At 64.6% G+C, this 22,899-nt stretch carries 21 protein-coding genes; 15 read left to right on the forward strand and 6 right to left on the reverse strand.

Features of this window, described 5'->3' with window-relative positions:
* The first annotated feature begins 167 nt into the window (after positions 1–167).
* Genes SJI03_RS08575 through SJI03_RS08590 form a run of 4 tightly spaced genes read left to right on the forward strand, consistent with a single transcriptional unit; the run spans position 168 to position 2,273 of the window.
* Positions 168–626, forward strand: a complete 459-nt coding sequence (locus tag SJI03_RS08575; protein WP_322426829.1) for a Spy/CpxP family protein refolding chaperone — start codon at positions 168–170, stop codon at positions 624–626.
* Positions 627–642: 16 nt separating this feature from the next.
* On the forward strand, positions 643–1,284 hold the full coding sequence (locus SJI03_RS08580) for a hypothetical protein (RefSeq protein ID WP_322426830.1): 642 nt from the start codon (positions 643–645) through the stop codon (positions 1,282–1,284).
* A gap of 3 nt (positions 1,285–1,287) precedes the next feature.
* Positions 1,288–1,452, forward strand: coding sequence for a hypothetical protein (locus tag SJI03_RS08585; RefSeq protein WP_158301160.1), 165 nt, complete (start codon positions 1,288–1,290; stop codon positions 1,450–1,452).
* Entirely contained in the window at positions 1,410–2,273 is an 864-nt protein-coding gene (locus SJI03_RS08590) for an intradiol ring-cleavage dioxygenase (protein ID WP_099377443.1), read from the forward strand. Before SJI03_RS08585 ends, SJI03_RS08590 begins: the two co-directional genes overlap by 43 nt.
* Here SJI03_RS08590 and SJI03_RS08595 read toward each other — a convergent pair.
* Together SJI03_RS08595 and SJI03_RS08600 are read right to left on the reverse strand one after the other, a co-directional pair.
* Complete coding sequence (locus SJI03_RS08595) at positions 2,270–3,715, reverse strand: DUF1501 domain-containing protein (RefSeq protein WP_322426831.1); 1,446 nt, start codon at positions 3,713–3,715, stop codon at positions 2,270–2,272. The genes SJI03_RS08590 and SJI03_RS08595 overlap by 4 nt on opposite strands.
* Before the next feature lie 9 nt (positions 3,716–3,724).
* On the reverse strand, positions 3,725–5,509 hold the full coding sequence (locus tag SJI03_RS08600; protein ID WP_322426832.1) for a DUF1800 domain-containing protein: 1,785 nt from the start codon (positions 5,507–5,509) through the stop codon (positions 3,725–3,727).
* Positions 5,510–5,919: 410 nt separating this feature from the next.
* Between SJI03_RS08600 and SJI03_RS08605 the strand changes: the two genes are divergently transcribed.
* The 8 genes from SJI03_RS08605 to SJI03_RS08640 all read left to right on the forward strand — a co-directional run bounded on the left by SJI03_RS08605 (position 5,920) and on the right by SJI03_RS08640 (position 14,111).
* The gene (locus SJI03_RS08605; protein ID WP_099377440.1) at positions 5,920–6,486 is read left to right on the forward strand and encodes a hypothetical protein; all 567 of its coding nucleotides are present in this window, start codon (positions 5,920–5,922) and stop codon (positions 6,484–6,486) included.
* 63 nt (positions 6,487–6,549) lie between these two features.
* Positions 6,550–7,287, forward strand: a complete 738-nt coding sequence (locus tag SJI03_RS08610) for a hypothetical protein (RefSeq protein ID WP_322426833.1) — start codon at positions 6,550–6,552, stop codon at positions 7,285–7,287.
* Between the two features lie 4 nt (positions 7,288–7,291).
* The gene (locus SJI03_RS08615) at positions 7,292–8,647 is read left to right on the forward strand and encodes a hypothetical protein (protein WP_322426834.1); all 1,356 of its coding nucleotides are present in this window, start codon (positions 7,292–7,294) and stop codon (positions 8,645–8,647) included.
* Between the two features lie 10 nt (positions 8,648–8,657).
* The gene (locus tag SJI03_RS08620) at positions 8,658–10,820 is read left to right on the forward strand and encodes a hypothetical protein (RefSeq protein WP_322426835.1); all 2,163 of its coding nucleotides are present in this window, start codon (positions 8,658–8,660) and stop codon (positions 10,818–10,820) included.
* A gap of 27 nt (positions 10,821–10,847) precedes the next feature.
* Complete coding sequence (locus tag SJI03_RS08625; protein ID WP_322426836.1) at positions 10,848–11,849, forward strand: aminotransferase class I/II-fold pyridoxal phosphate-dependent enzyme; 1,002 nt, start codon at positions 10,848–10,850, stop codon at positions 11,847–11,849.
* A 20-nt stretch (positions 11,850–11,869) separates the two neighbouring features.
* Complete coding sequence (locus tag SJI03_RS08630) at positions 11,870–12,691, forward strand: hypothetical protein (RefSeq protein WP_322426837.1); 822 nt, start codon at positions 11,870–11,872, stop codon at positions 12,689–12,691.
* Between the two features lie 31 nt (positions 12,692–12,722).
* A complete protein-coding gene (locus SJI03_RS08635) occupies positions 12,723–13,373 on the forward strand; it encodes a hypothetical protein (protein ID WP_322426838.1) in 651 nt (216 codons plus the stop codon).
* A 9-nt stretch (positions 13,374–13,382) separates the two neighbouring features.
* Positions 13,383–14,111 carry an amidohydrolase family protein gene (locus SJI03_RS08640; protein ID WP_322426839.1) on the forward strand — a complete coding sequence of 243 codons (729 nt, stop codon included), beginning with the start codon at positions 13,383–13,385 and terminating at the stop codon, positions 14,109–14,111.
* A 15-nt stretch (positions 14,112–14,126) separates the two neighbouring features.
* Here SJI03_RS08640 and SJI03_RS08645 read toward each other — a convergent pair whose 3' ends face one another.
* From SJI03_RS08645 to SJI03_RS08660, 4 genes are all read right to left on the reverse strand, one after another.
* The gene (locus SJI03_RS08645) at positions 14,127–15,491 is read right to left on the reverse strand and encodes a sigma-54-dependent transcriptional regulator (RefSeq protein WP_322426840.1); all 1,365 of its coding nucleotides are present in this window, start codon (positions 15,489–15,491) and stop codon (positions 14,127–14,129) included.
* Between the two features lie 159 nt (positions 15,492–15,650).
* A complete protein-coding gene (locus tag SJI03_RS08650; protein ID WP_322426841.1) occupies positions 15,651–17,915 on the reverse strand; it encodes an arginine/lysine/ornithine decarboxylase in 2,265 nt (754 codons plus the stop codon).
* Between the two features lie 238 nt (positions 17,916–18,153).
* Positions 18,154–18,639, reverse strand: coding sequence for a dihydrofolate reductase (locus SJI03_RS08655; RefSeq protein WP_322426842.1), 486 nt, complete (start codon positions 18,637–18,639; stop codon positions 18,154–18,156).
* The gene (locus SJI03_RS08660) at positions 18,636–19,400 is read right to left on the reverse strand and encodes an alpha/beta fold hydrolase (protein ID WP_233516089.1); all 765 of its coding nucleotides are present in this window, start codon (positions 19,398–19,400) and stop codon (positions 18,636–18,638) included. Before SJI03_RS08660 ends, SJI03_RS08655 begins: the two co-directional genes overlap by 4 nt.
* A 218-nt stretch (positions 19,401–19,618) precedes the next feature.
* Between SJI03_RS08660 and SJI03_RS08665 the strand changes: the two genes are divergently transcribed.
* From SJI03_RS08665 to SJI03_RS08675, 3 genes are all read left to right on the forward strand, one after another.
* The gene (locus tag SJI03_RS08665) at positions 19,619–20,194 is read left to right on the forward strand and encodes a TerD family protein (RefSeq protein WP_034784423.1); all 576 of its coding nucleotides are present in this window, start codon (positions 19,619–19,621) and stop codon (positions 20,192–20,194) included.
* A 76-nt stretch (positions 20,195–20,270) separates the two neighbouring features.
* On the forward strand, positions 20,271–21,524 hold the full coding sequence (locus SJI03_RS08670) for a TerD family protein (protein ID WP_322426843.1): 1,254 nt from the start codon (positions 20,271–20,273) through the stop codon (positions 21,522–21,524).
* 9 nt (positions 21,525–21,533) lie between these two features.
* Complete coding sequence (locus tag SJI03_RS08675; protein WP_322426844.1) at positions 21,534–22,877, forward strand: VWA domain-containing protein; 1,344 nt, start codon at positions 21,534–21,536, stop codon at positions 22,875–22,877.
* Positions 22,878–22,899: the final 22 nt, after the last annotated feature.

Below are 22,899 nucleotides of genomic sequence, written 5' to 3' on the forward strand. Positions count from 1 at the left end.
GCCCGATGATAGCAGCCAAAGGATGCCGTTCAGGGCGGTTTTACCCGCTTTTACATACCTCCGCTTACATTTGCGCAGCTTCCTTTACATGCTTTTACGCCGGCCTAACGTTGCTTTACATGTCAGAGGCCGACAATCAGGGCTGATCGCCACGAAAGGAAAGCCCGATGAAATACCTGAGCATTGCCGTATCCCTGTTGCTGTTGTCCGCCTGCAGCATGCCGCTGCTGGCGCTGGCCCAGCAAGAACCTGCGGCGGACGGCCCGCCGCCGCGTGCCATGGAAGGGCCGCCGCCAGGCTTGCCGCCGTTTCTGCGCGGCATGGACTTGAGCGAAGCGCAGCAGGACAAGATTTTCGCCGCCACTTACGCCCAGGCACCCTTGCTGCGGGAACAGGAAAAGATTGCCTTCAAGGCCCATGAACAGCTGCGCGCGCTGGCCGGCTCCAGCGCCTACGACGATGCGAAGGCCAGCGCGCTGGCCAGTACGGCGGCGCAAGCCATGGCGAAGATCAGCTTGCAGCAGGCGCGGCTGGAGCAGCAATTGCTGGCCGTGCTGACGCCGGAACAGCGCCAGCAGGCGCAACAGCGTCAAGACAGCCGTCCCGGCCCACGCCGCCGCCAATAAGCACAGGAGATTAAGCATGAGCATCAGTGCATTGAGTTCGACCAGCGTCACCAGCCAGTTGAGCGCGTTCAGCCGCCTGGGCGGCAGCGGCAGTTCCAGCAATACCAGCAGCGTGGACGGGACGCGGCCGCCAAAGCCCGACGATGGCGCATTTCTCGACGCCATTTCCAGCGCCTTGTCATCGATAGGCGTGACGGTCGATACCAGCGATAGCGCGACGGACAGCACCGGCGCCACCGCCAGCAGCGACGTGGGCCAGGCGCTGGGCGCCTTCCTGCACCAGCTGATGGGCAGCCTGCACGCGCAGGGTGGCGGCAGTGCTGGCGGGCAAGAGGAGGCTGGCGAACCGCCTGCCGCGCCACCACCCGGCGGTGGCGCGCGCGGCGGCCCCGGCAATATCGAATCGGATTTGCAAAGCCTGCTGCAAAAACTCTCGTCGTCCGGCAGCGACAGCGCGGAGATCACGGACAACAGCGTGACGGACTTGCAGTCCAGCTTTGCCAGCCTGCTCAGCGCGCTGGGCGGCGATGAAGGCAGCACGAGCGCCAGTAACAGCAAACTGGGCAGTTTCCTGCAGGCGCTGTCGGGCAGCCTGGGCGCGGCGAATGCGGGCGGCAGCCTGTCTGCCAGCGGCAACCTGGTCAATACAACGGCCTGAAGCATGGAACGCAAGTTCGCCATTGCCGCCAGGAAGGCGCTTTCGCGCCATGCGACACAGGCTCTGTTCCTGTGCGCCAGCCTGAGCCCCGCCTTGGCGGGCTTGCCCCACTTGATGGAATATATATGGAATTACATGATCACGGTCTGGCATCCGACCTCGAAATGATGCGGCAACAGGCGGCTGAGCGGCGGCAAGTCCTGCGCTGGCTGCTGGCCGGCGCCGCCACCTTGCCTTTGATGAGCTGCGGCGGCGGGTCGGACGCCAGCGGCACGGCGGCTAGCAGCGGCGCTGGCACGGGCACTTCCGGTACGGCGGCGGTAACGATACCTGCCACGGGCGCCTGCACGGTGATTCCCGAGGAAACGGGCGGGCCGTATCCGGCCGATGGCACGAACACGAGTGGCGGCAGCATCATCAACGTGCTGAACCAGTCGGGCGTCGTGCGCAGCGATATCCGCGCCAGTTTCAATGGCGCCACGGGCGTGGCGGCAGGCGTGCCCTTGACCATTCATTTGCAGTTGCTCAACGCCAGCGGCGGCTGCGCCAGCCTGGCCGGCTACGCCGTCTATCTGTGGCATTGCGACCGCGACGGCCTGTATTCGCTGTATTCAAGTGGCGTGACGGCGCAAAATTACTTGCGCGGCGTGCAGGAAACGGACAGCGCCGGCAACCTTGCCTTCACGACCATCTTTCCCGGTTGCTACGCAGGGCGCATGCCGCACGTGCATTTCGAGGTCTACCCCAGCCTGGCGAAGGCGGCCAGTGCCGCGAACCGCATCAAGACGTCGCAGTTCACTTTCCCGATGGCAACGCTGAACGAGGCCTACACGGCCAGCGGCTACACGGCCAGCGTGCGCAACCTGGCGCAGATCAGCTATGCCACCGACAATGTTTTCAGCGACGGCACCAGCTTGCAGATGGCCACGGTGACGGGCAATGCCACGCAGGGCTATGTCGTCACCTTGACGGTCGCCGTGAACGGCTAAGTTGCTGTCATGAAACCCAGGTCGCGCCGGCTGAAGTTGCCGATATTCGGGAACACTTCGGCCAGCTGGCTGTCGGCCACGCCGAACCATTTGGCCAGGGTGGCGCCGTACTGGTCGACGGAGGTGGTTGGCAGCAGGGCGCCGGAACCGACGTCCAGCTCATGGCCCAGGCCCGTGGTGGGGAAGGCGCCGTAGATGTCGCGGCCCTTCACGGCGCCGCCCACGACGAAGTGGTGCGCGCCCCAGCCGTGATCCGTGCCGTCGCCATTGCTGCTGAAGGTGCGGCCGAAGTCCGAGGCCGTAAACGTCGTCACCTGGCGCCGTACGTCGGCGCCCTGCAGGGACGCCAGGGTCGCGTCGAAATACGCCAGCGCGTGCGCCAGGCGCGCCATCAGGTCGCCATGCAGCTCCTTCTGGCGGTCATGCGTGTCGAAGCTGCCCAGGGTCACATAAAACACTTGCCGTTTCGCTCCAAGGGGGCCGCGCCCGCCGATGATGCGCGCCACCGTCTGCAATTGCACGGCCAGCTGGTTGACGCTGGACGCGCCCGTGTTCGGGTTGATATAGGGCGGCGGATTGGGCACGCCGCCCGCGCCGGCCGCCAGCATGGCGCCGCTCAGCACGCTCTGGCTGGAAATGGCGCGTTGCACCGTTGCCACGTGTTCCTGCTCCATCATGTCGTCGCCTGCCGTGCTGATGATGTCGCGCAAGGCGGTTTCGCCCTCGGTAGTGTCGAACAGGTAGCCGCTGCCGATATTGCGGATCGGCACGGCGCCCGCCTGGCCCACCTGGAACTGGCGCACCTGGCGCCCGCTGAGGAAGAGCGCGTTCGACGCGGCCGAGATGGCGGTAAACGTCGCATTGGCGTTGCCGGCGCCGAGCAGGTCGCCCAGGCGTCCGCCCCAGCCGATGCTGGCGCCTTCGGGCAAGCCCGATTGCCACGTCGATTGCTGGTCGTTATGCGAAAACAGTTTCGGCGGCAGCGCCACATTGCCCGCCTTGTATTGCGCCAGGGTCACGGGCTGGATCAGGGTGCCGACATTGGCCACGATGGCGGCGCGGCCGCCGTCGAACAGGTCTTTCACGGGAGCGAGGGCGGGATGCAGGGCAAAGCTGCGGCCCGCCTGGGCCGTGGCGGGGGTGATCGGCAGCACGCCGCCCGTTTCGCCGACGCCGGGCAGGTGGATCGAATCGTTGCTGCCCGTATTGCGCAGGCGCATATATTCACTCCATGAAGGCGTGTCGGTGGCCAGCACCGTGTTGAAGGTATCGTTGCCGCCGTTCATGAACAGGCAGACGAGGGCCTTGTAGTCGTCGGCGGACTGGGCCGCAGCCTGACCCATGGCGGCCAGGTTGAGGGCGAAGGGCGCGGCCGTGCTGCCTGCCAGGCCCAGCATGGAACCGAGGAAGCGGCGGCGCGAGAAGTGAGTAGGGGTAGTCATGCAGCTTCCTTATTTTTGAACCAGGTATTCAGGCGAGGCCATGGCCAGGAAAATGGCCAGGTACACGCGGTTGGATTTCGCCTTCGTCACTTGCGCGGCATTGCTGCCGTTGGCGGCGGGAATGGCGATGCTCGTGACGGCCGACAGGATCTTGGTGCGCAGGCGGGACGACATATTGCCGGACATTAATAGCAAGTTGACCCGGTCCAGCAGGGCAGCGGGCTGCTCGGCCAGCGCCAGTTCGGCCGAGTAGTCGGCCCGCACGGCGCTGTTTTCCGCCACGCCGCCGCTGATGGCATCCTGCATGAAGTTCAGGTAACCGGTGACGGACGGCTCCGACGTGATCTGCATTTCCGGCGCCACCAGGCCCGCCGTCGCCAACGCCGAATTGGGCGGCACGTACGAGGGGCGGAAATAGTTGAAGACGGATGGCGCGTTCATGGGATTCTGGCCCAGTCCCGACAGCGGATCGCTGAGGTAATAGATGCGGTACTGCAAGGCGGCATCCTTGGCGTGGAATGCGCGCATCCAGTTGCCCAGACGCACGAGCGGTTCACGCAATTTGCCCGTGCGCAGGCTGCTGCCGGCTGGCGCCAGCGCTTCGGGATCGAGCAGCACGGCACGGATCACGGTCTGCATGTCGCCGCGCACGCCCGAACCATTGTTGGCGAAGGCGGCCGCGACCCTGCCCACATAAGCCGGGCTGGGGTTGCTGGTGACCAGGCGCTGGATCAGCTGGCGGCCAAAGAAGGGGCCAGCATTCGGATGGTTGAACAGGGTGTCGAGGGCCAGCGCCATGTCCGCTTCGCCGCCGGCGGCGCCCGCCGCGCTGACGCCCAGAAAGCGTTTTTCGCTGGTGGAGTGGTACGCCGCATAGTTTTGCATCGGCATCCAGTCACGGTCCGGATCGGCCACGCTGCCAAAGAAACGGTTCGCGCCCTGGTCCGGTCCGGCCCAGCTCCAGCCCGTAAACACTTTCGCCAGGCCGCTCACATCGTCGCGCGTGTAGGTGTCGATGGGTTTGCCGCCGTTCAATTTCAATGAACCATCCGCATTCAGCTGGTACAGGCCGATGGTAAATAACTGCATCACTTCGCGGGCGAAATTTTCGTCGGGTGTGCGCGTGGCCGATTCCTTCTGGTTGCGCAGGTGCGACAGGTACAGCCCCATCATCGGATGCGTGGCCACGCCCTGCAGCAGGGTACGGAAGTTGCCGAACGCATGTTGTCCCAGCATGTCGTAGTAGCTGGCGACGCCCCGCGTTTGCGGCCACACGGCCTCGTTTTGCGTGGAGACGACGAAGATTTCCGACAGGGCAAAGGTCACGCGCTGGCGCAGCTGGTCGTCGCCACGCACGGCTTGCTGCCAGAACGACTCATAAAAGTCGTTCGGCACGGCCTTGGTGGCCGCCGCGCCCGCAGTGGGATATTTCGCGTCGATATATTTTCGGTGCAAGGTTTGCGGCTTGGAAAACTGCGCGCGGAACCAGGCGTCGCTGTCGCTGGCGGCCAGGGCATCGATGGCCGCCATGTCCGGCCCGAACGTGGCGCGGCCCAGGAAACGCGACGCTTCCGGGCGCGTGAAGGTCGCCGTCTGGCCGCCCGGTGGCGTGGTCAGGGGCGGCGGTGGAAGGGTGTCGCCCGGCTTGGTGCCGGGGGCGGTGGTCCCCGGTGGCACGGCCGAGATGTCCGGGTTCTGGGTGGCGCCGGTCTTGCTGTCGCCACCGCCGCCGCAGGCGGCAAGCAGGCTGAATAGGGTGATGGCCAATAAACGGCGCAAAGTCGGGTCTATCATTTAGTTTCTTTCAAGCAATCAAATTCTGGCCCATTAATTGTAGGGCTTGCCTACCAAAATTCTGTTTTCAATTAACTATTTACGTGTTGGCCAAGTTTATTTTTATCGCATGTTGAAGTGACGTTGATAGGGTTTTTGGCGACGTAGCGCGAAGTTTGTTTTTTGAAAATGAAAAATATTTTTTGCCGATAACTAGCACTGTGGCGGATAGGCGACGTAATCATTCCTGCCAATTAAGCTTGTTTGAAAGCTCACCTTGACAACGAAACTCGCTTCGCCGGAAACCATGGTTTTTACGCTATCGGCGAAACGCCGTTCGCCGTCCTGTCTCTTTTTCCCCTGCGCCTGACGGGCATGCCCCTTGCATCAGGGAGGCATGGGCCAGCCGCCCGTCTTCACCGGAGCCTGTCATGACCAGCCGCCTGCTCGCCTATCGTCCTGAAATGGAATTGCCTGAAGCACCGGGCGCGCTGCCCCTGCAGCAGGAAGATGCGCTGGCCCTGGCGGCGCAGTTGCTGGAACTGCAGGGGCCGGCCCAATTCGACGCTTTCCTGGCGCGCCAGCTGGGCGCCACCGCGGCGGGGCGGCAAGTACGCGGTACGCCGCTGGAACGGTCGCTGCGCCAGTTGCTGGGCAAGGTGGTGGCGCCCTTGCTGCCCCTGCATGGCGGTTCGCCGCAGGCGCTCAAGCGGCGCGCTGCCGGCATCTTCGGCATGGAACTGGAAGGACTCAGCCCGGAAGACAAGGAATTCGAACTGGCGCGCCAGGTGGTGCACCTGATCGATGCCGTCAACACCGCGCTGGCGCAGGATGGCGGCCCGGGCGCGCGCACACCCGGGGCGCGGGTGGAGACGGCCCTGCTGCAAGTGGCACGCAGCGTGGCGCCAGGCTTGCTCAGGCAGGCGGCGCAAACGTCGGTGCGGGACGCTGGCCGCTGGCGCCGCGAGGGCGGGCACATCGTCGTGCTCGATTGTTAGCCGGACGGCCAGTCTGTCCGGCAAGGTAGTCCCAACCGAGGTAATCACTTTGAGGAGTTCATCATGCATGACTTGGATCGTACGACCCTGGAATACGGACAGGAGATGTCCGGCTTTGAAGCGGAACAGTTCGAGTTTGGCCAGGGCGAGTGGAGCGGCGAGGGGGGCGCGAACGCCATGTTTTCCGAGACCGAGGAGATGGAGCTGGCGAATGAATTGTTGTCGGTGAGCAATGAAGCCGAACTCGAGCAGTTTCTCGGCAATTTCCTGCGCAAGGCTGCTTCCGTCGCGGGCGGCATCATCAAGTCGCCCGTGGGGCAAGCCATCGGCGGCGTGCTCAAGGGCGTGGCGAAGAAAGCCATTCCCCTGGCCGGCGGCGCCATCGGCGGCTATTTCGGCGGCCCGCTGGGGGCCAAGATCGGCAGCGGCCTGGCCTCGGCCGCTGGCGGCGCCCTGGGGCTGGAAGCGGAAGCGTCGTCGAACGAGGACCGCGAATTCGAAGGCGCCAAGCAATTCGTTCGCCTGGCCGCCGATACCGTCAACCGCGCAGCGCAAGCGCGCGGTGCGGGCGACCCGCGCGCCATTGCCCAGGCGGCGGCCAGCGCGGCGGCGCGCCAGTTTGCGCCCGGCTTGCTGGGACGCCCCGGCAGCCAGGTCGCCACGCAGAACGGCAGCGGCGCCGGTGCGGCCGGCGGCATGGCGCAGGGCGGTGTGCGCAGCCAGGGCAGCCAGGGCGGCATGCGCCCATCCAGCGGCCGCTGGGCGCGCCAGGGCCACAAAATCGTCCTGTACGGCGTCTGACATCATGGCCATCGGCGCTTACGCTGCCTGGATGCTGGAGCAGGAGGCACGCTCGCTGCTGACGCGGCTGGCCCGGCTGGAACCGTTCGCGCTGATCGAGCCGACGGTGCTGGGCGCCGCCCTGATGCCCAGCGCCCAGTCTGCCATCGAAAGCCAGCTGGTGCAGGGCCGGCGCGAACTGCGGCGCATGGTCGCCCGGTTCCAGTGGTGGCTGCGGCGCGAGCACGCCGACGGCGCCAGCATGGCCACGACCGCCGAGGCGCAGCGCCGTTTCACTTTCCTGCGCCTGAAATTCAATGCGGCGCTGACCCAGTTCGACCTGTTCAATGAAGTCATCACCCAGCGCAGCGAGCACAAGACGGGCGTGTGGCTGGCCGGCCTGGACATCGTTGCCGCCGACGCGCTGGCGCTGCCCGGCAATGTGTATCAGGCGCCGCCCGTGATCTGCTACCTGGACCGGGGGCCGGGGGCGGCCATCCGTCGCGCGCGCACGCGCCTGCCGGGTGGCGGCGACAATCCCGTCGCCATCATCCGCCTGCCGCGCGAACGCATGATCGGCAGCAGCATCGCCTCGTCGCTCGTGCACGAGGTGGGCCACCAGGGCGCGGCGCTGCTGGACCTGGTGCCGTCCCTGCGGCCCGTGCTGCAAGCCATGCAGCACGGCGGCAGCGGCCTCGTACACGTGTGGCAGTTGTGGGAGCGGTGGATATCCGAGATCGTGGCCGATTTCTGGTCGCTGGCGCGGGTCGGCGTGGCCGCCACCCTGGGACTGATCGGCGTGGTCAGTCTGCCGCGCGTGTTTGTCTTCCGCCTCAATACCGACGATCCCCACCCGGTGCCCTGGCTGCGGGTGCGCCTGAGCTGCGCCATGGGGCGGGCCTTGTTTCCGCATCCGCAGTGGGACCGCCTGGAACAGCTGTGGCTATCGTATTACCCGCTGGCCGGCCTGCCGCCGGCCCGGCAGCGGCTGCTGGAACAGTTGCAGGCCAGCATGGCTGCCCTGGTCGGCTTGCTGGTGCAGCACCGGCCGCCGGCCTTGCGCGGCGGTTCGCTGGTCGAGGCCATGGCCGTGCACACACGCCAGCCGGCCATGCTGGCACAGCTGTTTCGCAGCTGGACCCTGACGCCGGCGCAGATGTACCAGGCGACGCCGACCCTGGTGTTCGCCGTGCTGGGCCAGGCGCGCGCCAGCGGCACCTTGAACCCGGAAGACGAAAGCGAGCTGCTGGGGCGCTTGCTGACCCACTGGGCCCTGCGCAGCACCCTGGACACGTCGGAGCTGTGCGCGGATGTCGTGCGGCATGGCCGCCAGTCCGGCAGGCCGCTGTCGCCCCTGGCATCTCGTTTGATTATCCATTGAGGAGAATGACATGAGCAGCAAGATAAGCAGCAATATGGGTGGCAAGAGCAGGGCGGCGGGTCAGGCCGGTCCGAAACACCACGGCGGCAGCATCGCTGTCACCGTACACGAACAGGACAGCGGGGTGAGGGTCGTCAATGCCGCCATCAGCCTGTACCGGGGCATGGATGCCGATTGCCATCTGTTCAATGCCGCCACCTGGGTGCCAGACCCTGCCATGCTGGTGGGCGTGCGCTGGACCGATGGCAATGGTTGTACCGTGTTTGCCGACCTGGCGACGGGCAGCTACGTGGGCGTGTATGGCAATTTCCCCGCCACGGCGCCCCAGTGCGTGACGGTGCAGGCCGGCTGCAGCGCCGTGCTGTGCTTCAAGCCGCAGCTCAATCCGCAGGTGGGGCTGGTGTTTGAAACGGCCGACTGCCATCCCAGCGACTGCCATTTCGGCAGGGTGGGCGACCGTGCCGTGGCCAGCGTCTCGTTTGACGGCGATCAAAGCGCCGACGGGCGCGACCAGGTGCAGGTGCTGGCCGCCGCGCCATGGGTGCCCATGCGCGGCGCGGGGAACGCCTTTTCCACGCCCGTGCGGCGCGCCGGCATGCACCGTTTCATGGGACAGATGATGCTGTCGCAGCGTCCCGAACTGCGCAGCGCCTTGCCCATGCCGGAAGGGCTGAGCCCGAACGCCATGCTGGCCGTGGACGCGGAATACGAGACGGAAGAGCGCCAGCCGCAGCCCATCTCGGGCAATGTCGGCGTGTCGCTGACGCGCACGGAAACGGAGCCGACGGAAGACTTGCCGCTGTGGACCTTGATACGCAATAGCACCGAGGCGATGTCGTTTACCAATTATCTGCATTTCATGGACAGCCTGTTTTGCGGCGACCTGGCCAATGTGCGCGGCTTCGAGCAGGAGCGCTTCGTGAAAAAGGCCGACATGTTCCAGCAGCTCAAGCAGCGCCGCGCGCTGCCGTTTTCCGATGCCGATTCCTACCGCGTGCTGAAAGTGGCGACGGAAGCGTTCGTGATGGTCAATTGCGGCGTGCTGAACCAGCCGCTGGCGTTCAATCCCGCCGAGGACAACGCCTACCTGGACCGGCGCGACATTCCCCAGGGGCGCGACCTGGAAACCGTGCTGCGCAACGATTACCTGGAAAACATCGACGGCTTCCAGACCTTGCCGTATCTGGCCGTGATCCGCCGCAAGCTGCCCGATATTCCCATCAGCATCCCGCGCGGTCAGGAAGGGGAAGTCGACCTGTGCTTTGGCATCATCCAGGAAAAGCTGGCCAATCCCTGCCTGCTGGAACTGATCTGGTCGTACTGGCATGAAGAGGGCATGCTGGTGCAAACCATGAATGCCATCGCGCAACGCTTCCAGAACCTGCGCGCGCCGGGTAATCATGCAGATCCCCTGTCAAATACGGAAATCGACATGCTGCGTCCGCTGAATAACTTACTCTGGGGATACACGCAGGATGAACAGCATCGGCTGACCGTGATGCGCCGGAACTATGAGTATGACCATCACTATGGTGTGCGCCTGGACGGCAAGGCAGTGCAGCACTTCCGGCCAGCCGATAGCCGCTCCAAATTCCTGGAGGCCTTCCACCACTTGCTGCGCCTGCTGACCTCTTTCTACAAGCAGGATGACGACACCACCGTGAAGGCGGACGCCTTCCCCGTGCTGAATGCCTTGAAAGAGATCCACCTGATCCTGTCGCAGGGCGCGCACAACCAGTTCGGCGACTTGCCGTCGACGGCGCGCATCGAGATGCTGATGCAGCAATGGATGCTGGCACGCCCGGAATTCCGCGAATTTTTGCCCACGCGCGTGATGGTGGCGTATCCGGAGCCGTGGATGGACCGGGTCGATGCCATGAAGAAACTGCAGGGCTGGACGGACACGAGCGTGATGCACTTCCGCAACCTGGCCATCTTCGGCGAGCAATTGCTGTTGTCCGTGCGCTATGGCAACTGGAGCGATATCTATGAACCGACGCAAGCGTTCAACTGGGCGCGCTTCTGGAGGCCGCAAGTGCAAGGCTATATCCACGGCTACCGCGCCGCCACCGGGGTCGATTTGTCCGTCGACAGCAGCGACCCGGTGGTTGAATCGACGATGCCCTCGGTGCTGCTGCGCCAGCGCCTGAGCCAGCAGCTGCGCAGCGTCTAGCGTCTAGGGTGGGAGCGGGGCGCGTGCATGCTCGACTTTAGCAGTGCCCTGTACCTGGGCATGCGTCATCCGGCGGCCGCGCTGACGCCGTGGAGCCGCTTGAGCCTGGGCCAGCCGGCCGCGCTGCAGGAGCCGCCCGGCGCGCAGGCCCTGGCCGCAGACCTGGCTGCGCTGCAAGGCTGCGAGGCGGCCTGCGTGCTGCCGTCGACCCTGCACCTGTTCTGGGACCTGTTCGGCATGCTTGCTGCCGAGCGGCTGGTGATCCTCGTCGATAGCGGCAGCTACGCCATCGCGCGCTGGGGCGCCGAGCGGGCGCAGGCGCTGGGCTTGCCGCAGCAAGTGTTTCCCAGCGGCGAGATGGCGGCCTTGCGGCGGCTGGTGGCGGCCTGGGGCCGGCAGGGGCGGCGTCCATTGATCCTGGCCGATGGCTATGTGCCGGGCAGCGAACACTTCTTGCCGCTGGCCGGCTACGCGGCTCTGGCGCGCCAGGGGGGCGGTTATCTGCTGCTCGACGACACGCAGGTGCTGGGCGTGGCCGGTACGCAGGGCGGCGGCTCGGCGCGGCTGCATGGCTTGCATGGCGAATCGCTGATCGTCGGCGCTTCGCTGGCCAAGGGTTTCGGCGTGCCGCTGGCCGTGCTGGCAGGCAGCGGCGCGCTGCTGCGGAGCTTCGCGGCGCACAGCCAGACGCGCGTGCATGCCAGTCCGCCTTCGGCAGCCGTGCTGGCGGCGGCGCGGCGGGCGCTGGCGCTCAATGCCAGCCATGGCGACGCCCTGCGCGCCCGGCTGGCGGACAGGGTGGCGCAATGGAGGACGGGGATGGCGGCGGCCGGCATCGTTTGCCGCGGTGGCGGCTTTCCCGTGCAGCGCCTGCCCGGGCGCGCCCATTTGCAGCCGGCCTTGCGCGCAGCGGGCGTGCTGGCGCTGGCGCAAGCGGGGGATGGTCCCGGCGCGCTGACTTTTCTGCTGCGGGCCGACCAGACGCCCGGGCAACTGGAGCAGGCGATGAACTTGCTTGAACTTGCTTGAACATCACATCAGGAGGCGATATGCACGAAGCATTTGAAATGCTGCCCTTTGCGGGGCAGCCAGGAGCGGGCGAAACGGAGTGGCTGGGTGAGTGGCAGTGGCAAGGCGAGGAAGAGGGGGAAGGCGAATGGGAGGAAGAGCGCATGCGTCCTGGCGGCGGGCGCGGCGGCCTGCGTGCAAGGCCGCCGCTGCGGGGGCCGCGCCGTCCCGCGCCGCCGCGTTACCAGGGACAGGGCCGCCGTCCGCCCCGCTTTGCTCCCCAGCCTTTGCCTTATCTGCCGCCACGCTACCGGGGCTGGGGCGGCTATGCGCCCATCTACCCGACCATTTATCCGCAGCAAGCCTATCCTGTGGCGGAACCTGCCTTTGACGACCGGCAGGAGCCGGACCAGGGCGCGGATGCAGGCCAGGGCCAGGATCAGGACGATGAGCAGCAGCAGGGCGAAGTCCCGCCAACCCTGGCCGGCACCATGGGCCGGGTGCCGGAAACGGCCGCCTTGCGCTACCAGGCGCTGGGGACACTCGCCAACGCCTTGGGCAACGCGAATGGCCGGGGTCCGGGCCTGTACGTCATCGAGTTCGATGCGGGCGGACGGCGCCGTGCCTACAGCGGCCAGACGGACGATCTGCACCGGCGTTTGCTGCAGCACCGGCTGTGCGGCCAGATGTTGGCCGTCGACGTGAGCGCGCACCAGGTGTATGTGGCGCCGCTATCGTCGGCGGCGCAGCGGCGCCGCATCGAGCAGCGCATCCACGACGACATGTTCGCCAACCAGCGCGGCGTGCTGACCAACCAGCGGCGCGAACTGGAACTGGCCGTGCTCGGTGAAATGTGGGGCTGACCATAACAGGATGACTGCGAAGGAGAGCATCATGCACCAACTCGAATGTGAATGCGTGCAATGCCGCCAGCGGGCCGGAGCCGCGTTTGAAGTGCTGGAGTTTGGCGAAACCTGGTCCGGCAAGGGGAGCGCCCCGGCCCTCTTCAGCGAAGAGGAAGAGTTGCAGCTGGCCATGGAATTGCTGGAAGTGTCCAGCGAGGAGGAGCTGGAACAGTTTCTCGGCAATGTCTTCAAGAGCGTGTGGAAGGGCGTCAAGACGGTGGGTGCTACCCTTGCCAAGGTGGCCAAGCCCCTGGGTGGCGCCTTGAAGGCCGTGGCCAAGACGGCCTTGCCCTTTGTCGGCGGCGCGCTCGGTTCGATGATCCCGATACCGGGCGTGGGCACGGCGCTCGGCTCGACCCTGGGGCGCGCCGCCAGCAATGCGCTGGAACTCGAAATGGCAGCCGATGCACCGGCCGACCGCGAACTGGAACTGGCGCGCCGCTTCGTGCGCATCGCGGGGCAGGCGGCGCGCCTGGCGGCCGACGGCGACGGCAGCGCGCGCGCCGTGGAAAGCGCGCTGACGCGGGCCCTGCATCAGCAATTGCCGCACTTCCGCTCACCTGCGCCGCAGCAGGAAGAGGAGAGCGGGCGCTGGCGCCGGCGCGGCAACCGCATCGTCGTCATGGGCGACTGGCAATAGCGTGGCACGATGATCATCGATTGCCACTGCCATGCGGGACCGGGCGACGGCTTGAGCGGGCCGTGGGACAGCGATGCGCCGCTGCAAGCCTACCTGCGCCGCGCCCAGGCGGCCGGCATCGCCCGCAGCGTGCTGTTCGCCGCCTTCCACTCCGACTACGCCATCGCCAACCATGGCGTGGCGCGCCTGGTGGCGTCCGATCCGCAGCGTTTTTACGGCTTTGCCTTCGTGCATGCGCGGCGCGACCGGGGCCGCATCCAGGACCTGGTGCGCACGGCCGTCGAGCGCTACGGCTTTGTCGGCATCAAGGCGCACCGGCTTGACGCGCGCATCAGCGGCGAAGTGTGCGAGGCGGCGCGCTTCTTCGGCTTGCCCGTGCTGTACGACCTGGCAGGCGAGGTGGCCGTGGCGGAATTGCTGGCGCAGCAGTATCCGGACGTCAATTTCATCCTGCCCCATTTGGGCAGCTTTGGCGACGACTGGGCGGCGCAGCTGGCGTTGATCGACCATCTGGCGCGCCACCCGAACATTTACACGGACAGTTCGGGCGTGCGCCGCTTCGACTTGCTGCAGCAGGCCGTGCGCCGTGCGGGGCCGCACAAGGTCTTGTTTGGCTCGGATGGCCCCTGGCTGCATCCGGGGCTGGAATTGCACAAGATCGACCTGCTGGGTTTGCCGCCGCGCGATGCGGCGCTGATCACGGGCGGCAATTTCTTGCGCCTGACGGGGCTGGCTTGAGGTGGATCAAAGGGATCAATGGGAGGCGGGCCTGGACAGCGCCGCACAGGCTGCCGCCTTGCGGCGTATCTGCAGGGCGCGGTCGGACACGCCCAGGCGGGCGGCGGCGCGCTGGTTGTTGCCGTGTTCCTCGGCCAGCACGAGGCGGATGGCCACGTCGGTGGCGCAGCGCGTGATGTGCGGCAGCTTGCAGCCCTGCGCCAGAGCCCGCCGTACGGCCGCTTCGAAGTGCTGGTCGGGCCAGGGCGGCGCCAACAGCCGTTCTTCGGGCGGCAGGGCGCCGATGGTGATGGGGCCGGGGCCGCAATGGCGGTGCCAGATGCGCGTGACGGTCTGGCGCAGCTCGCGCACATTGCCCGGATAGTCGCGCAGCAGCAGGTATTCGCGCACGGCGGCGTCCAGCGGGGGCGGCGGCTGTCGTGCCAGTTCGGCGAGGAAATGCCGGGCCAGCGGCAGGATATCGTCCTGGCGTTCGCGCAACGGCGGCGTCTGGCAACGCCAGCCGGCGATGCGGTAATACAGGTCGGCGCGGAAGGCGCCGCGCGCCACCTCGTCTTCCAGTTCGCGGTTGGTGGCGCAGACGAGCCGAAATTGCGTCGGTTGCCAGGTATTGCCGCCCACGCGCTTGTATTTGCGTTCCTGGATGGCGCGCAGCAACTGCGCCTGCAGGGGCAGTTGCAGTTCACCCACCTCGTCGAGGAAAAGCACGCCGCCGTCGGCCAGGGCAAACGCGCCGTCGCGCGCGGCCGCCGCGCCCGTAAACGCGCCCCGCTCGTGGCCGAACAGCTCGCTGCCGGCCAGTTCCGGCGACAGGGTGGTGCAGTCGAGAATGGTGAAGTCTCCCCTGCAGTTGCCGAGACGGTGGACCAGTTGCGCCAGTAAATCCTTGCCCGTGCCCGTTTCGCCCGTGATCAGCATCGGAGCCTGGCTGAAGGCGGCCATTTCCACCACCTGGTGCAGCAAGGCGGCCCAGGCTGCGCTGTCGCCCACCAGGTGCTGGCGTACGGCACTGGATGCCAGCAGCTGCGCCACGGCTTGCCAGCGCTGCAGGCGCGCCAGCACCTGGCCTGCATCGACGGCGCCGGCAGGCCACAGCAGCACATCGAGCGCGCCAGCGGCCATCAGGGCCCGCTGTTGCGCGCAGCTGGGAGCCTGGCCGCAGGCGGCAATGGCCAGCACGCGGGCATGGCGGCACAGCGCCGGCAGCGCTTGCAGCAACGTGGCATTGGCCTCGGCAAACAGCACGATGCCCGCTCCGTCCTCTTCGCCATCGTACCGCCGGGCTACAGTTACCTGAGCCTGCTTCAAGGCCGCCATCAGCAAGGCGCCACTGTCAGCCGCCGCCTGCTGCGCGATTTCCAGCCACACCTTGAGCGTCATATGCCTGCCGTCACGAGGGCACGAGTCGCCCATCTTAGTAGCCCGATACCGCAACCGTTTGATCTGGCGCAAGCGTGCGCGGTAGTCATCAAATGAAAAACGCCGCCTGATTTGCATCAGGCGGCGTTCATGACCGTAATTTATGGAACGACGACGTCTTTAGACGTTCTCGTCCAATTTTACGCAGTCAACAAAATAACCACGCTTGCCGTCGACTTCGCGTTTCACTAGGCCATGCACATCCGTCTCGAAGCCGGGGAAGCGCTCGTTGAAGTCGCGTGCGAAGCGCAGGTAGTCGACGATGGTCTTGTTGAAGCGTTCGCCCGGGATCAAGAGCGGGATGCCCGGTGGATACGGCGTCAGCAGGATGGACGTGATGCGGCCTTCCAGTTCGTCGATGGCCACGCGCTCGATTTCGCGGTGCGCCATCTTGGCGAACGCGTCCGACGGCTTCATGGCCGGGATCATGTCGGACAGATACATTTCCGTCGTCAGACGCGCCACGTCGTAGGCCTTGTAGAAATCGTGGATCTGCTGGCACAGGTCGCGCAAGCCCATTTTTTCATAGCGTGGGTTGGCCGCCGCAAATTCCGGCAGGATGCGCCACATCGGCTGGTTCTTGTCGTAGTCGTCCTTGAATTGCTGCAAGGCGGTCAACAGGGTATTCCAGCGGCCCTTGGTGATGCCGATGGTAAACATGATGAAGAACGAGTACAGGCCGCATTTTTCAATGATGACGCCGTGCTCGGCCAGGTATTTGGTGACGATGGACGCGGGGATGCCCGTGTCGCCGAACTGGCCGTCCAGCGACAGGCCCGGGTTGACGATGGTCGCCTTGATCGGGTCGAGCATGTTGAAGCCGGGAGCGAGGTCGCCGAAGCCGTGCCAGTCATCCTCAGCGCGTATCATCCAGTCTTCTTGCTGGCCCATGCCTTCGTCGTTGAAGGTGGCCGGACCCCAGACCTGGAACCACCAGTCCTGGCCCCATTCCTGGTCGATCTTCTTCATGGCGCGGCGGAAATCGAGCGCTTCCATGATCGATTCTTCCACCAGGGCCGTGCCGCCCGGCGCTTCCATCATGGCCGCGGCCACGTCGCATGAGGCGATGATGGAGTACTGCGGCGACGTCGACGTGTGCATCAGGTAAGCCTCGTTGAAGGCGTCCTGGTCCAGCTTGACCGTGTCCGATTCGCGCACGAGGATTTGCGAGGCCTGCGACAGGCCAGCCAGCAATTTGTGCGTGGACTGGGTCGAGAAGATCATCGATTCCTTGGCGCGCGGACGGTCCTTGCCGATGGCGTGCATATTCTTGTAGAAATCGTGGAAGGTGGCGTGCGGCAGCCACGCTTCGTCGAAGTGCAGGGTGTCGATCTTGCCGTCCAGCATTTCGCGCAGGGTTTCCACGTTGTAGATCACGCCATCGTAGGTCGATTGCGTGATGGTCAGGATGCGCGGTTTCTTGTTCTTCGCTTCGCGCGCGAACGGATTCGCTTCGATCTTGCGGGCAATGCTTTCCGGCGTGAATTCATGCAGCGGGATAGGGCCGATGATGCCCAGGTGGTTGCGCGTCGGCATCAGGAACACGGGAATGGCGCCGCACATGATGATCGAATGCAAGATTGACTTGTGGCAATTGCGGTCGACGACGACGATGTCGCCGGGCGCCACGGTCGAATGCCATACCATCTTGTTCGAGGTCGACGTACCGTTGGTGACGAAATAGCAATGATCGGCATTGAAGATGCGCGCGGCATTGCGCTCCGACGCGGCGACAGGGCCCGTATGGTCGAGCAACTGGCCCAGCTCTTCGACGGCGTTGCAGACGTCGGCGCGCAGCATGTTTTCACCGAAGAACTGGTGGAACATCTGGCCGATCGGCGACTTCAGGAACGCCACGCCGCCCGAGTGGCCGGGGCAATGCCACGAGTAGGAGCCGTCATTGGCGTAGTGCACCAGCGCGCGGAAAAATGGCGGCGACAGGCCGTCCAGGTAGGACTTCGCTTCGCGGATGATGTGGCGCGCAACGAATTCCGGCGTATCTTCGAACATGTGGATGAAACCATGCAGTTCGCGCAGGATATCGTTCGGAATATGGCGCGAGGTGCGCGTTTCGCCGTACAGGTAAATAGGGATGTCGGCGTTCTTGTAGCGGATTTCCTCGACGAAAGCGCGCAGCGATTTCAAGGCATGATCGGTTTCCTCAATGGAACCGGCGCCGAATTCTTCATCGTCGATTGACAGCACGAAGGCTGACGCGCGCGATTGTTGCTGGGCAAATTGCGACAAATCGCCGTAGCTGGTCACGCCCAGCACTTCCATGCCTTCTTTTTCCATTGCGGCGGCAAGGGCGCGAATGCCCAGGCCGGACGTATTTTCAGAACGGAAATCCTCGTCAATGATGACGATAGGGAAACGAAATTTCATGCATGTCTCCAAAAAAGCAAGCCGCCCCTGACTTATGTGGAGGGGCGGACTAGGGCGCGACTTCAGGCGGTAGTGCAACCCGGCAGCCACATAAAAAAAATAAGAACGGGATTCTCGCAGAAATGCGGCCTCTGCGGGAAAAAAATATCACCCCACAGCGTCACAAGCTTGCGCTAGCGTGACGCAACGGTGTGACAGGGGTATTACAGCAACATTCTGTCAATAACTCTCAACCTTATCAGGCTTTGCGTTGCAAGGTGACAAAGGCGTAAGGCAGGCCGGATTTCTCCGAAACATGTGCTTCGCGCGCAGTTTCTTGCCACACGGCATGATCAACGGCAGGGAAAAAGGCGTCGCAGTCAAACGTCTGGCCGATTTCCGTGATGATCAAACGCAGTGTCAGGGGCAATGCCTGCTTGTAGATTTCGGCACCGCCGATGACATAGCCTTCGGCACCGTCCAGCAGCGCGATGGCCGCTTCCACCGACGACACGGCTTCCACGCCCTCGTGGCGCCAGTCCGGATTGCGCGTGATGACGATGTTGCGGCGGTTCGGCAGCGGGCGGCCGATGGAGTCGAAGGTCTTGCGGCCCATGAGGATGGGGTGGCCCGTCGTCAAACGCTTGAAATGCGCGAGGTCTTCCGGCAATTTCCACGGCAGGGTGTTGTCGATGCCGATGCCGCCTTGCTGGTCGGTGGCGACGATGATGGTCAAATGGCTCATTGGTTCGGTGAAAAAGGTGGGGGCGAGGCCCGATGCCCGTCATTATCGTTGATATTGCCGGCAGCCTCCAGATGCGCACGCATGGCTTGCGCCAGCGCGCCTGGCGCTTCCAGCGGAATCATGTGGCCGGTGTTGTCTTTCAGCAGGTGCAGGGTGGCTTGCGGCAGGCGGGCCGCCATGGCGCGCAGATCGTCGGGATTGACGAGCTTGTCGTCTTCGGCACCCACGATCAGCACGGGAAAGGCGAGTTCCGGCAAGCGCGCCATCAGGTCGGGGCGGGCTATGGTGGTGATGAATTGCGCCAGCAGCACGTCCTTGCCCAGGTCCAGCCCCATCTGCTGGATCAGGCCCGTGATGGCGACATCGTCCAGGTGCGACGGGTGCAGCAGTTCGCGCAGGCGCTGGCGTGTGATGCCCGCATAGGCATTGCGCTCGAGCATGGCGACGATGCGCTGGCGCGCTTCGATTTCCGCCGGCAGCAAACCTTTGGCCGAATTGGCGATCAAAGTGAGGGACTTGACGCGCTGCGGGTGCGCCAGCGCGTGTTCGAGCGCCAGGTAGGCGCCCAGCGAAAAGCCCACCAGATGGGCTTGCGGCGCGCTGTGGCTGGCGATCATCTGCTGCATTTGCGGACGCGTGCGCGCCTGGTGCAGGGGCACGTGCTGCAGATCAATGGCGTCGCCCAGGGCAGGTGCCAGGCGCGACCACAGGCGCTCGTCGCACAGGGTGCCAGGAATACAGTCGAGTCGTATCTTGTTCAAGGACAAACCTTGGTGATAGTGAAAATTTTTGTCGAGCGGTATTATCCGTCATTTTGCACATCCGGGCAGCGGCACGATATTTTTCGCATGGCATTATTTTCAATAGTGCGCGGCTGGCAAGCCGGAACTTTATGGTAGGCTCATGGCTCATCAAGCCGGCGTGCCGGCGACGTGACCTGAAACACCGAATGCAACCCCCACATTAAAGAGGAAACACCATGGCGATCAGTTTGCAAAAAGGCGGCAATGTCAACCTGAGCAAGGAAGCTCCTGGCTTGAAGAAAATCGTGATTGGCCTGGGCTGGGACCCGCGCGCCACCGATGGCGCCGCGTTCGACCTGGACGGCAGCGCCTTCCTGCTGAAAACGGATGGCAAGGCCCGTTCCGATGCCGATTTCATTTTTTATAACAACCTGAAGTCGGCTGATGGCTCCATCGTCCACGCGGGCGACAACACGACGGGCGGCGGCGATGGCGACGACGAGAAAGTTGCCGTCGACCTGGCCAACGTGCCGGCCGACATCGACAAGATTGCCGTGGCCGTCACCATCCACGACGCGGAAAACCGCAAGCAGAACTTCGGCATGGTCGGCAAGGCCTACATCCGTTGCCTGAACGGCGATAACGGCGCGGAAATCGCCCGTTACGACCTGTCGGAAGACGGTTCGACGGAAGCGGCCATGATCTTCGGTGAAATCTACCGTGCCGGCAGCGAATGGAAATTCAAGGCCATTGGCCAGGGTTTCAAGGGTGGATTAGGTCCTCTGGCCCGCTCGTTCGGCATCAACGCATAAAAACCAGTTGTTTGCGTAAATGTACCGGGTGGCACCGCTGCCCGGTTCTGTCTCTCCCTTCTTTCTCCCTGATTCCATGGAAAACCTGATCAAGGGGCAGCGCCTGGCGCTGTCCGGCCTCGTCACGGGCAATGTCGTGCAACTGGGTCTCGCCAGCGCTGGCGTGCCGCTGGACTTTGCCTGTTTCGGCCTCGATGCCAACGGCAAGCTGTCCGACGACCGCTACATGACTTTCTTTAACCAGCCGCGCACGCCGTGCGGCGGCGTGGAAACCGCGGCGCCGTCCGGCGATGCGGCCGGCTTCAGCTATCAGCTGGAGCGTTTGCCCGCCTCCATCGAGCGCCTAGTCGTCACGGCCGCCATCGATGGCGCGGCCAGCATGGCGCAGCTGAGCAGCGGCTACCTGCGCCTGCTCGACGGCGGGCGCGAACTGGCCCGCTACGCGTATGCGGGTGCTGATTTCGCGCAAGAAAAAGCCGTCATGCTGGGCGAGCTCTACCGCAAGGACGGGAGCTGGCGCTTCATGGCCGTGGGCCAGGGTTTCAACGGCGGCCTCGATGCGCTGGTCGCGCATTTCGGCGGTGAAGTGGCGCAGGCGGTCGCGGAACCGGCGCCGTCGCCCAAAATTTCCCTGTCGAAAATCTCGCTGACCAAGGCGGGCCAGACGCACAAGGTGTCGCTGGAAAAGGGCGCCGGCGCGCCGAGCAAGCTCACCGTCAAGGCGACCTGGGTAGATAACGGCGATGGCGACGACGATAACGACGACCTCGATTTAAGAGTCGGCATCCTCTTGCCGAACGGCCAGATGCGTTTCATCCAGGCGCCCGATACGCCCGGCAATTTTGGCGCCATGCCCTTCGTGCGCCACCTGGGCGATGTGGCGGGCGCATCCGGCAAGGAGCCGGCCACGGAAACCGTGGAAGTCAATCCCGCCCTGGCGCAGCATTACGGCGGCACGGTGGGGCTTGTCTTCAGCGTGTATTCGGCGCTGGCCAATGGCGCCGTCTCCGTCGCTTCCATGCGGCCGAAGATGGTCATGCAATACGGTGAGCAGATCGTCGAGTGCGCGTTCGATTTTCGTTTGTCCAAGGCGGCCGACGACGATTCCGTCTACACCTATGTGATCGGCATGGCGCGCATCACGCCTGACAGCATCATCCTTGAACCGTCTGGCAAGACGTCGGAACCGGGCAGCGAAGCGACGCCTTGGCTGAGCTGGCAGGGCGAGAACCTGCAGCTAGCCTTCAACGGTCCCGTCGTCTTCAAGGGCGAAGACAAGGAAGATGAAGATGATTGCAATGCGAACAATCCACGCCGCTATATCGCCTAGGAGGCACTGATGGAAACCTTGTCCAAGGGACAGCGCTTGCCGCTGGCCAATCTCGTTCCCGATGGCGTATTGCAGATCGGCGTGGCCGCGCAGGGCCTGGCGCTCGACGTGGCCTGTTTCGGCCTCGATGCGGCAAGCAAGCTGTCCGACGAGCGCTACATGACCTTTTTCAACCAGCCGCGCACGCCGTGCGGCGGTGTGGAAGCGCGCGCGGGCAGTGGCGGCGACATGGCCGAGTTTGCCTTGCAACTGGCGCGCTTGCCGGCCGGCATAGACCGCCTCGTCGTGACGGCGTCCATCGATGGCGGCGGCGTGATGTCGCAGCTGCAGGCTGGCCACGTGCGCCTGCAGGCAGGCGGACGCGAGCTGGCGCGCTTCGCCTTCGCGGGATCTGATTTTGCGCAAGAAAAAGCCGTCATGCTGCTTGAACTCTACCGCAAGGATGGCGGCTGGCGCTGCATGGCCGTGGGGCAAGGTTTCAATGGGGGACTCGACGCGCTGGTGCGCCACTTCGGCGGCGAAGTCGACCAGGCCGCGCCTGCCGCTGCTGCCACCCCTGCGGCGGCGTCGGCCGTCATGCAGGCGAAGATCAACCTGGAAAAACGGGTCGAACGCGAAGCGCCGCAACTGGTCAGCCTCGTCAAGCAGGCGGGCGTGTCCCTGCAAAAAGTGGGACTATCGGAGCATCGCGCCAAGGTCTGCTTATGCCTGGATATTTCCGGCTCCATGGGGCGGTTATATAAAGAAGGGCTGGTGCAGCGCTTTGCCGAACGCATCCTGGCCCTGGGCTGCAAGTTCGACGACGATGGCGAGATCGATGTTTTCCTCTTCGGCAAGAACGTCCACCATCCGGCGCCCATGGCTTTAAGCAATTGCAATACCTACGTGGGCCAGGCGATACAGCGCCATCCGCTGGAAGGCGATACGCGCTATGGCGCCGCCATGCAGGCGATACGCGCGTTTTATTTCCCCGACTCTGCTGGCGGCGAGCGCACGCGGCCCGTCGCCGCCGAATTGCCCGTGTACGTCATGTTCGTGACCGATGGCGGCACGAGCGACCAGGCGACGACGGAGAAACAATTGCGCTGGGCCAGCAATGAACCGATCTTCTGGCAATTCATGGGCATCGGCAAGGGGCGCAAATCGAAAAGCAAGTTCCTCGCCGCCTTCGCCGATTCCGACTTCCCCTTCCTGGAAAAGCTCGACGAATTGCAGGGCCGCCTGGTCGACAATGCCAATTACTTTTCCGTCAGCTCGCCCGATGAGCACAGCGATGCGGAACTGTATGATTTGTTGATGACGGAGTATCCGGGCTGGTTGAAATTGGCGCGCGGCAAGGGTTTGCTCAGCTAGCGTAACGGTAGCGCAAAGTTCA

The sequence above is a fragment of the Janthinobacterium sp. GMG1 genome, assembly GCF_034427795.1.
Lineage (GTDB): Bacteria > Pseudomonadota > Gammaproteobacteria > Burkholderiales > Burkholderiaceae_D > Janthinobacterium.

Coding starts and splice junctions, on each gene's coding strand:
- SJI03_RS08575 (WP_322426829.1), top strand. CDS start 168: ATGAAATACCTGAGCATTGCCGTATCCCTGTTGCTGTTGTCCGCCTGC.
- SJI03_RS08580 (WP_322426830.1), top strand. CDS start 643: ATGAGCATCAGTGCATTGAGTTCGACCAGCGTCACCAGCCAGTTGAGC.
- SJI03_RS08585 (WP_158301160.1), top strand. CDS start 1,288: ATGGAACGCAAGTTCGCCATTGCCGCCAGGAAGGCGCTTTCGCGCCAT.
- SJI03_RS08590 (WP_099377443.1), top strand. CDS start 1,410: ATGGAATTACATGATCACGGTCTGGCATCCGACCTCGAAATGATGCGG.
- SJI03_RS08595 (WP_322426831.1), bottom strand. CDS start 3,715: ATGACTACCCCTACTCACTTCTCGCGCCGCCGCTTCCTCGGTTCCATG.
- SJI03_RS08600 (WP_322426832.1), bottom strand. CDS start 5,509: ATGATAGACCCGACTTTGCGCCGTTTATTGGCCATCACCCTATTCAGC.
- SJI03_RS08605 (WP_099377440.1), top strand. CDS start 5,920: ATGACCAGCCGCCTGCTCGCCTATCGTCCTGAAATGGAATTGCCTGAA.
- SJI03_RS08610 (WP_322426833.1), top strand. CDS start 6,550: ATGCATGACTTGGATCGTACGACCCTGGAATACGGACAGGAGATGTCC.
- SJI03_RS08615 (WP_322426834.1), top strand. CDS start 7,292: ATGGCCATCGGCGCTTACGCTGCCTGGATGCTGGAGCAGGAGGCACGC.
- SJI03_RS08620 (WP_322426835.1), top strand. CDS start 8,658: ATGAGCAGCAAGATAAGCAGCAATATGGGTGGCAAGAGCAGGGCGGCG.
- SJI03_RS08625 (WP_322426836.1), top strand. CDS start 10,848: ATGCTCGACTTTAGCAGTGCCCTGTACCTGGGCATGCGTCATCCGGCG.
- SJI03_RS08630 (WP_322426837.1), top strand. CDS start 11,870: ATGCACGAAGCATTTGAAATGCTGCCCTTTGCGGGGCAGCCAGGAGCG.
- SJI03_RS08635 (WP_322426838.1), top strand. CDS start 12,723: ATGCACCAACTCGAATGTGAATGCGTGCAATGCCGCCAGCGGGCCGGA.
- SJI03_RS08640 (WP_322426839.1), top strand. CDS start 13,383: ATGATCATCGATTGCCACTGCCATGCGGGACCGGGCGACGGCTTGAGC.
- SJI03_RS08645 (WP_322426840.1), bottom strand. CDS start 15,491: ATGACGCTCAAGGTGTGGCTGGAAATCGCGCAGCAGGCGGCGGCTGAC.
- SJI03_RS08650 (WP_322426841.1), bottom strand. CDS start 17,915: ATGAAATTTCGTTTCCCTATCGTCATCATTGACGAGGATTTCCGTTCT.
- SJI03_RS08655 (WP_322426842.1), bottom strand. CDS start 18,639: ATGAGCCATTTGACCATCATCGTCGCCACCGACCAGCAAGGCGGCATC.
- SJI03_RS08665 (WP_034784423.1), top strand. CDS start 19,619: ATGGCGATCAGTTTGCAAAAAGGCGGCAATGTCAACCTGAGCAAGGAA.
- SJI03_RS08670 (WP_322426843.1), top strand. CDS start 20,271: ATGGAAAACCTGATCAAGGGGCAGCGCCTGGCGCTGTCCGGCCTCGTC.
- SJI03_RS08675 (WP_322426844.1), top strand. CDS start 21,534: ATGGAAACCTTGTCCAAGGGACAGCGCTTGCCGCTGGCCAATCTCGTT.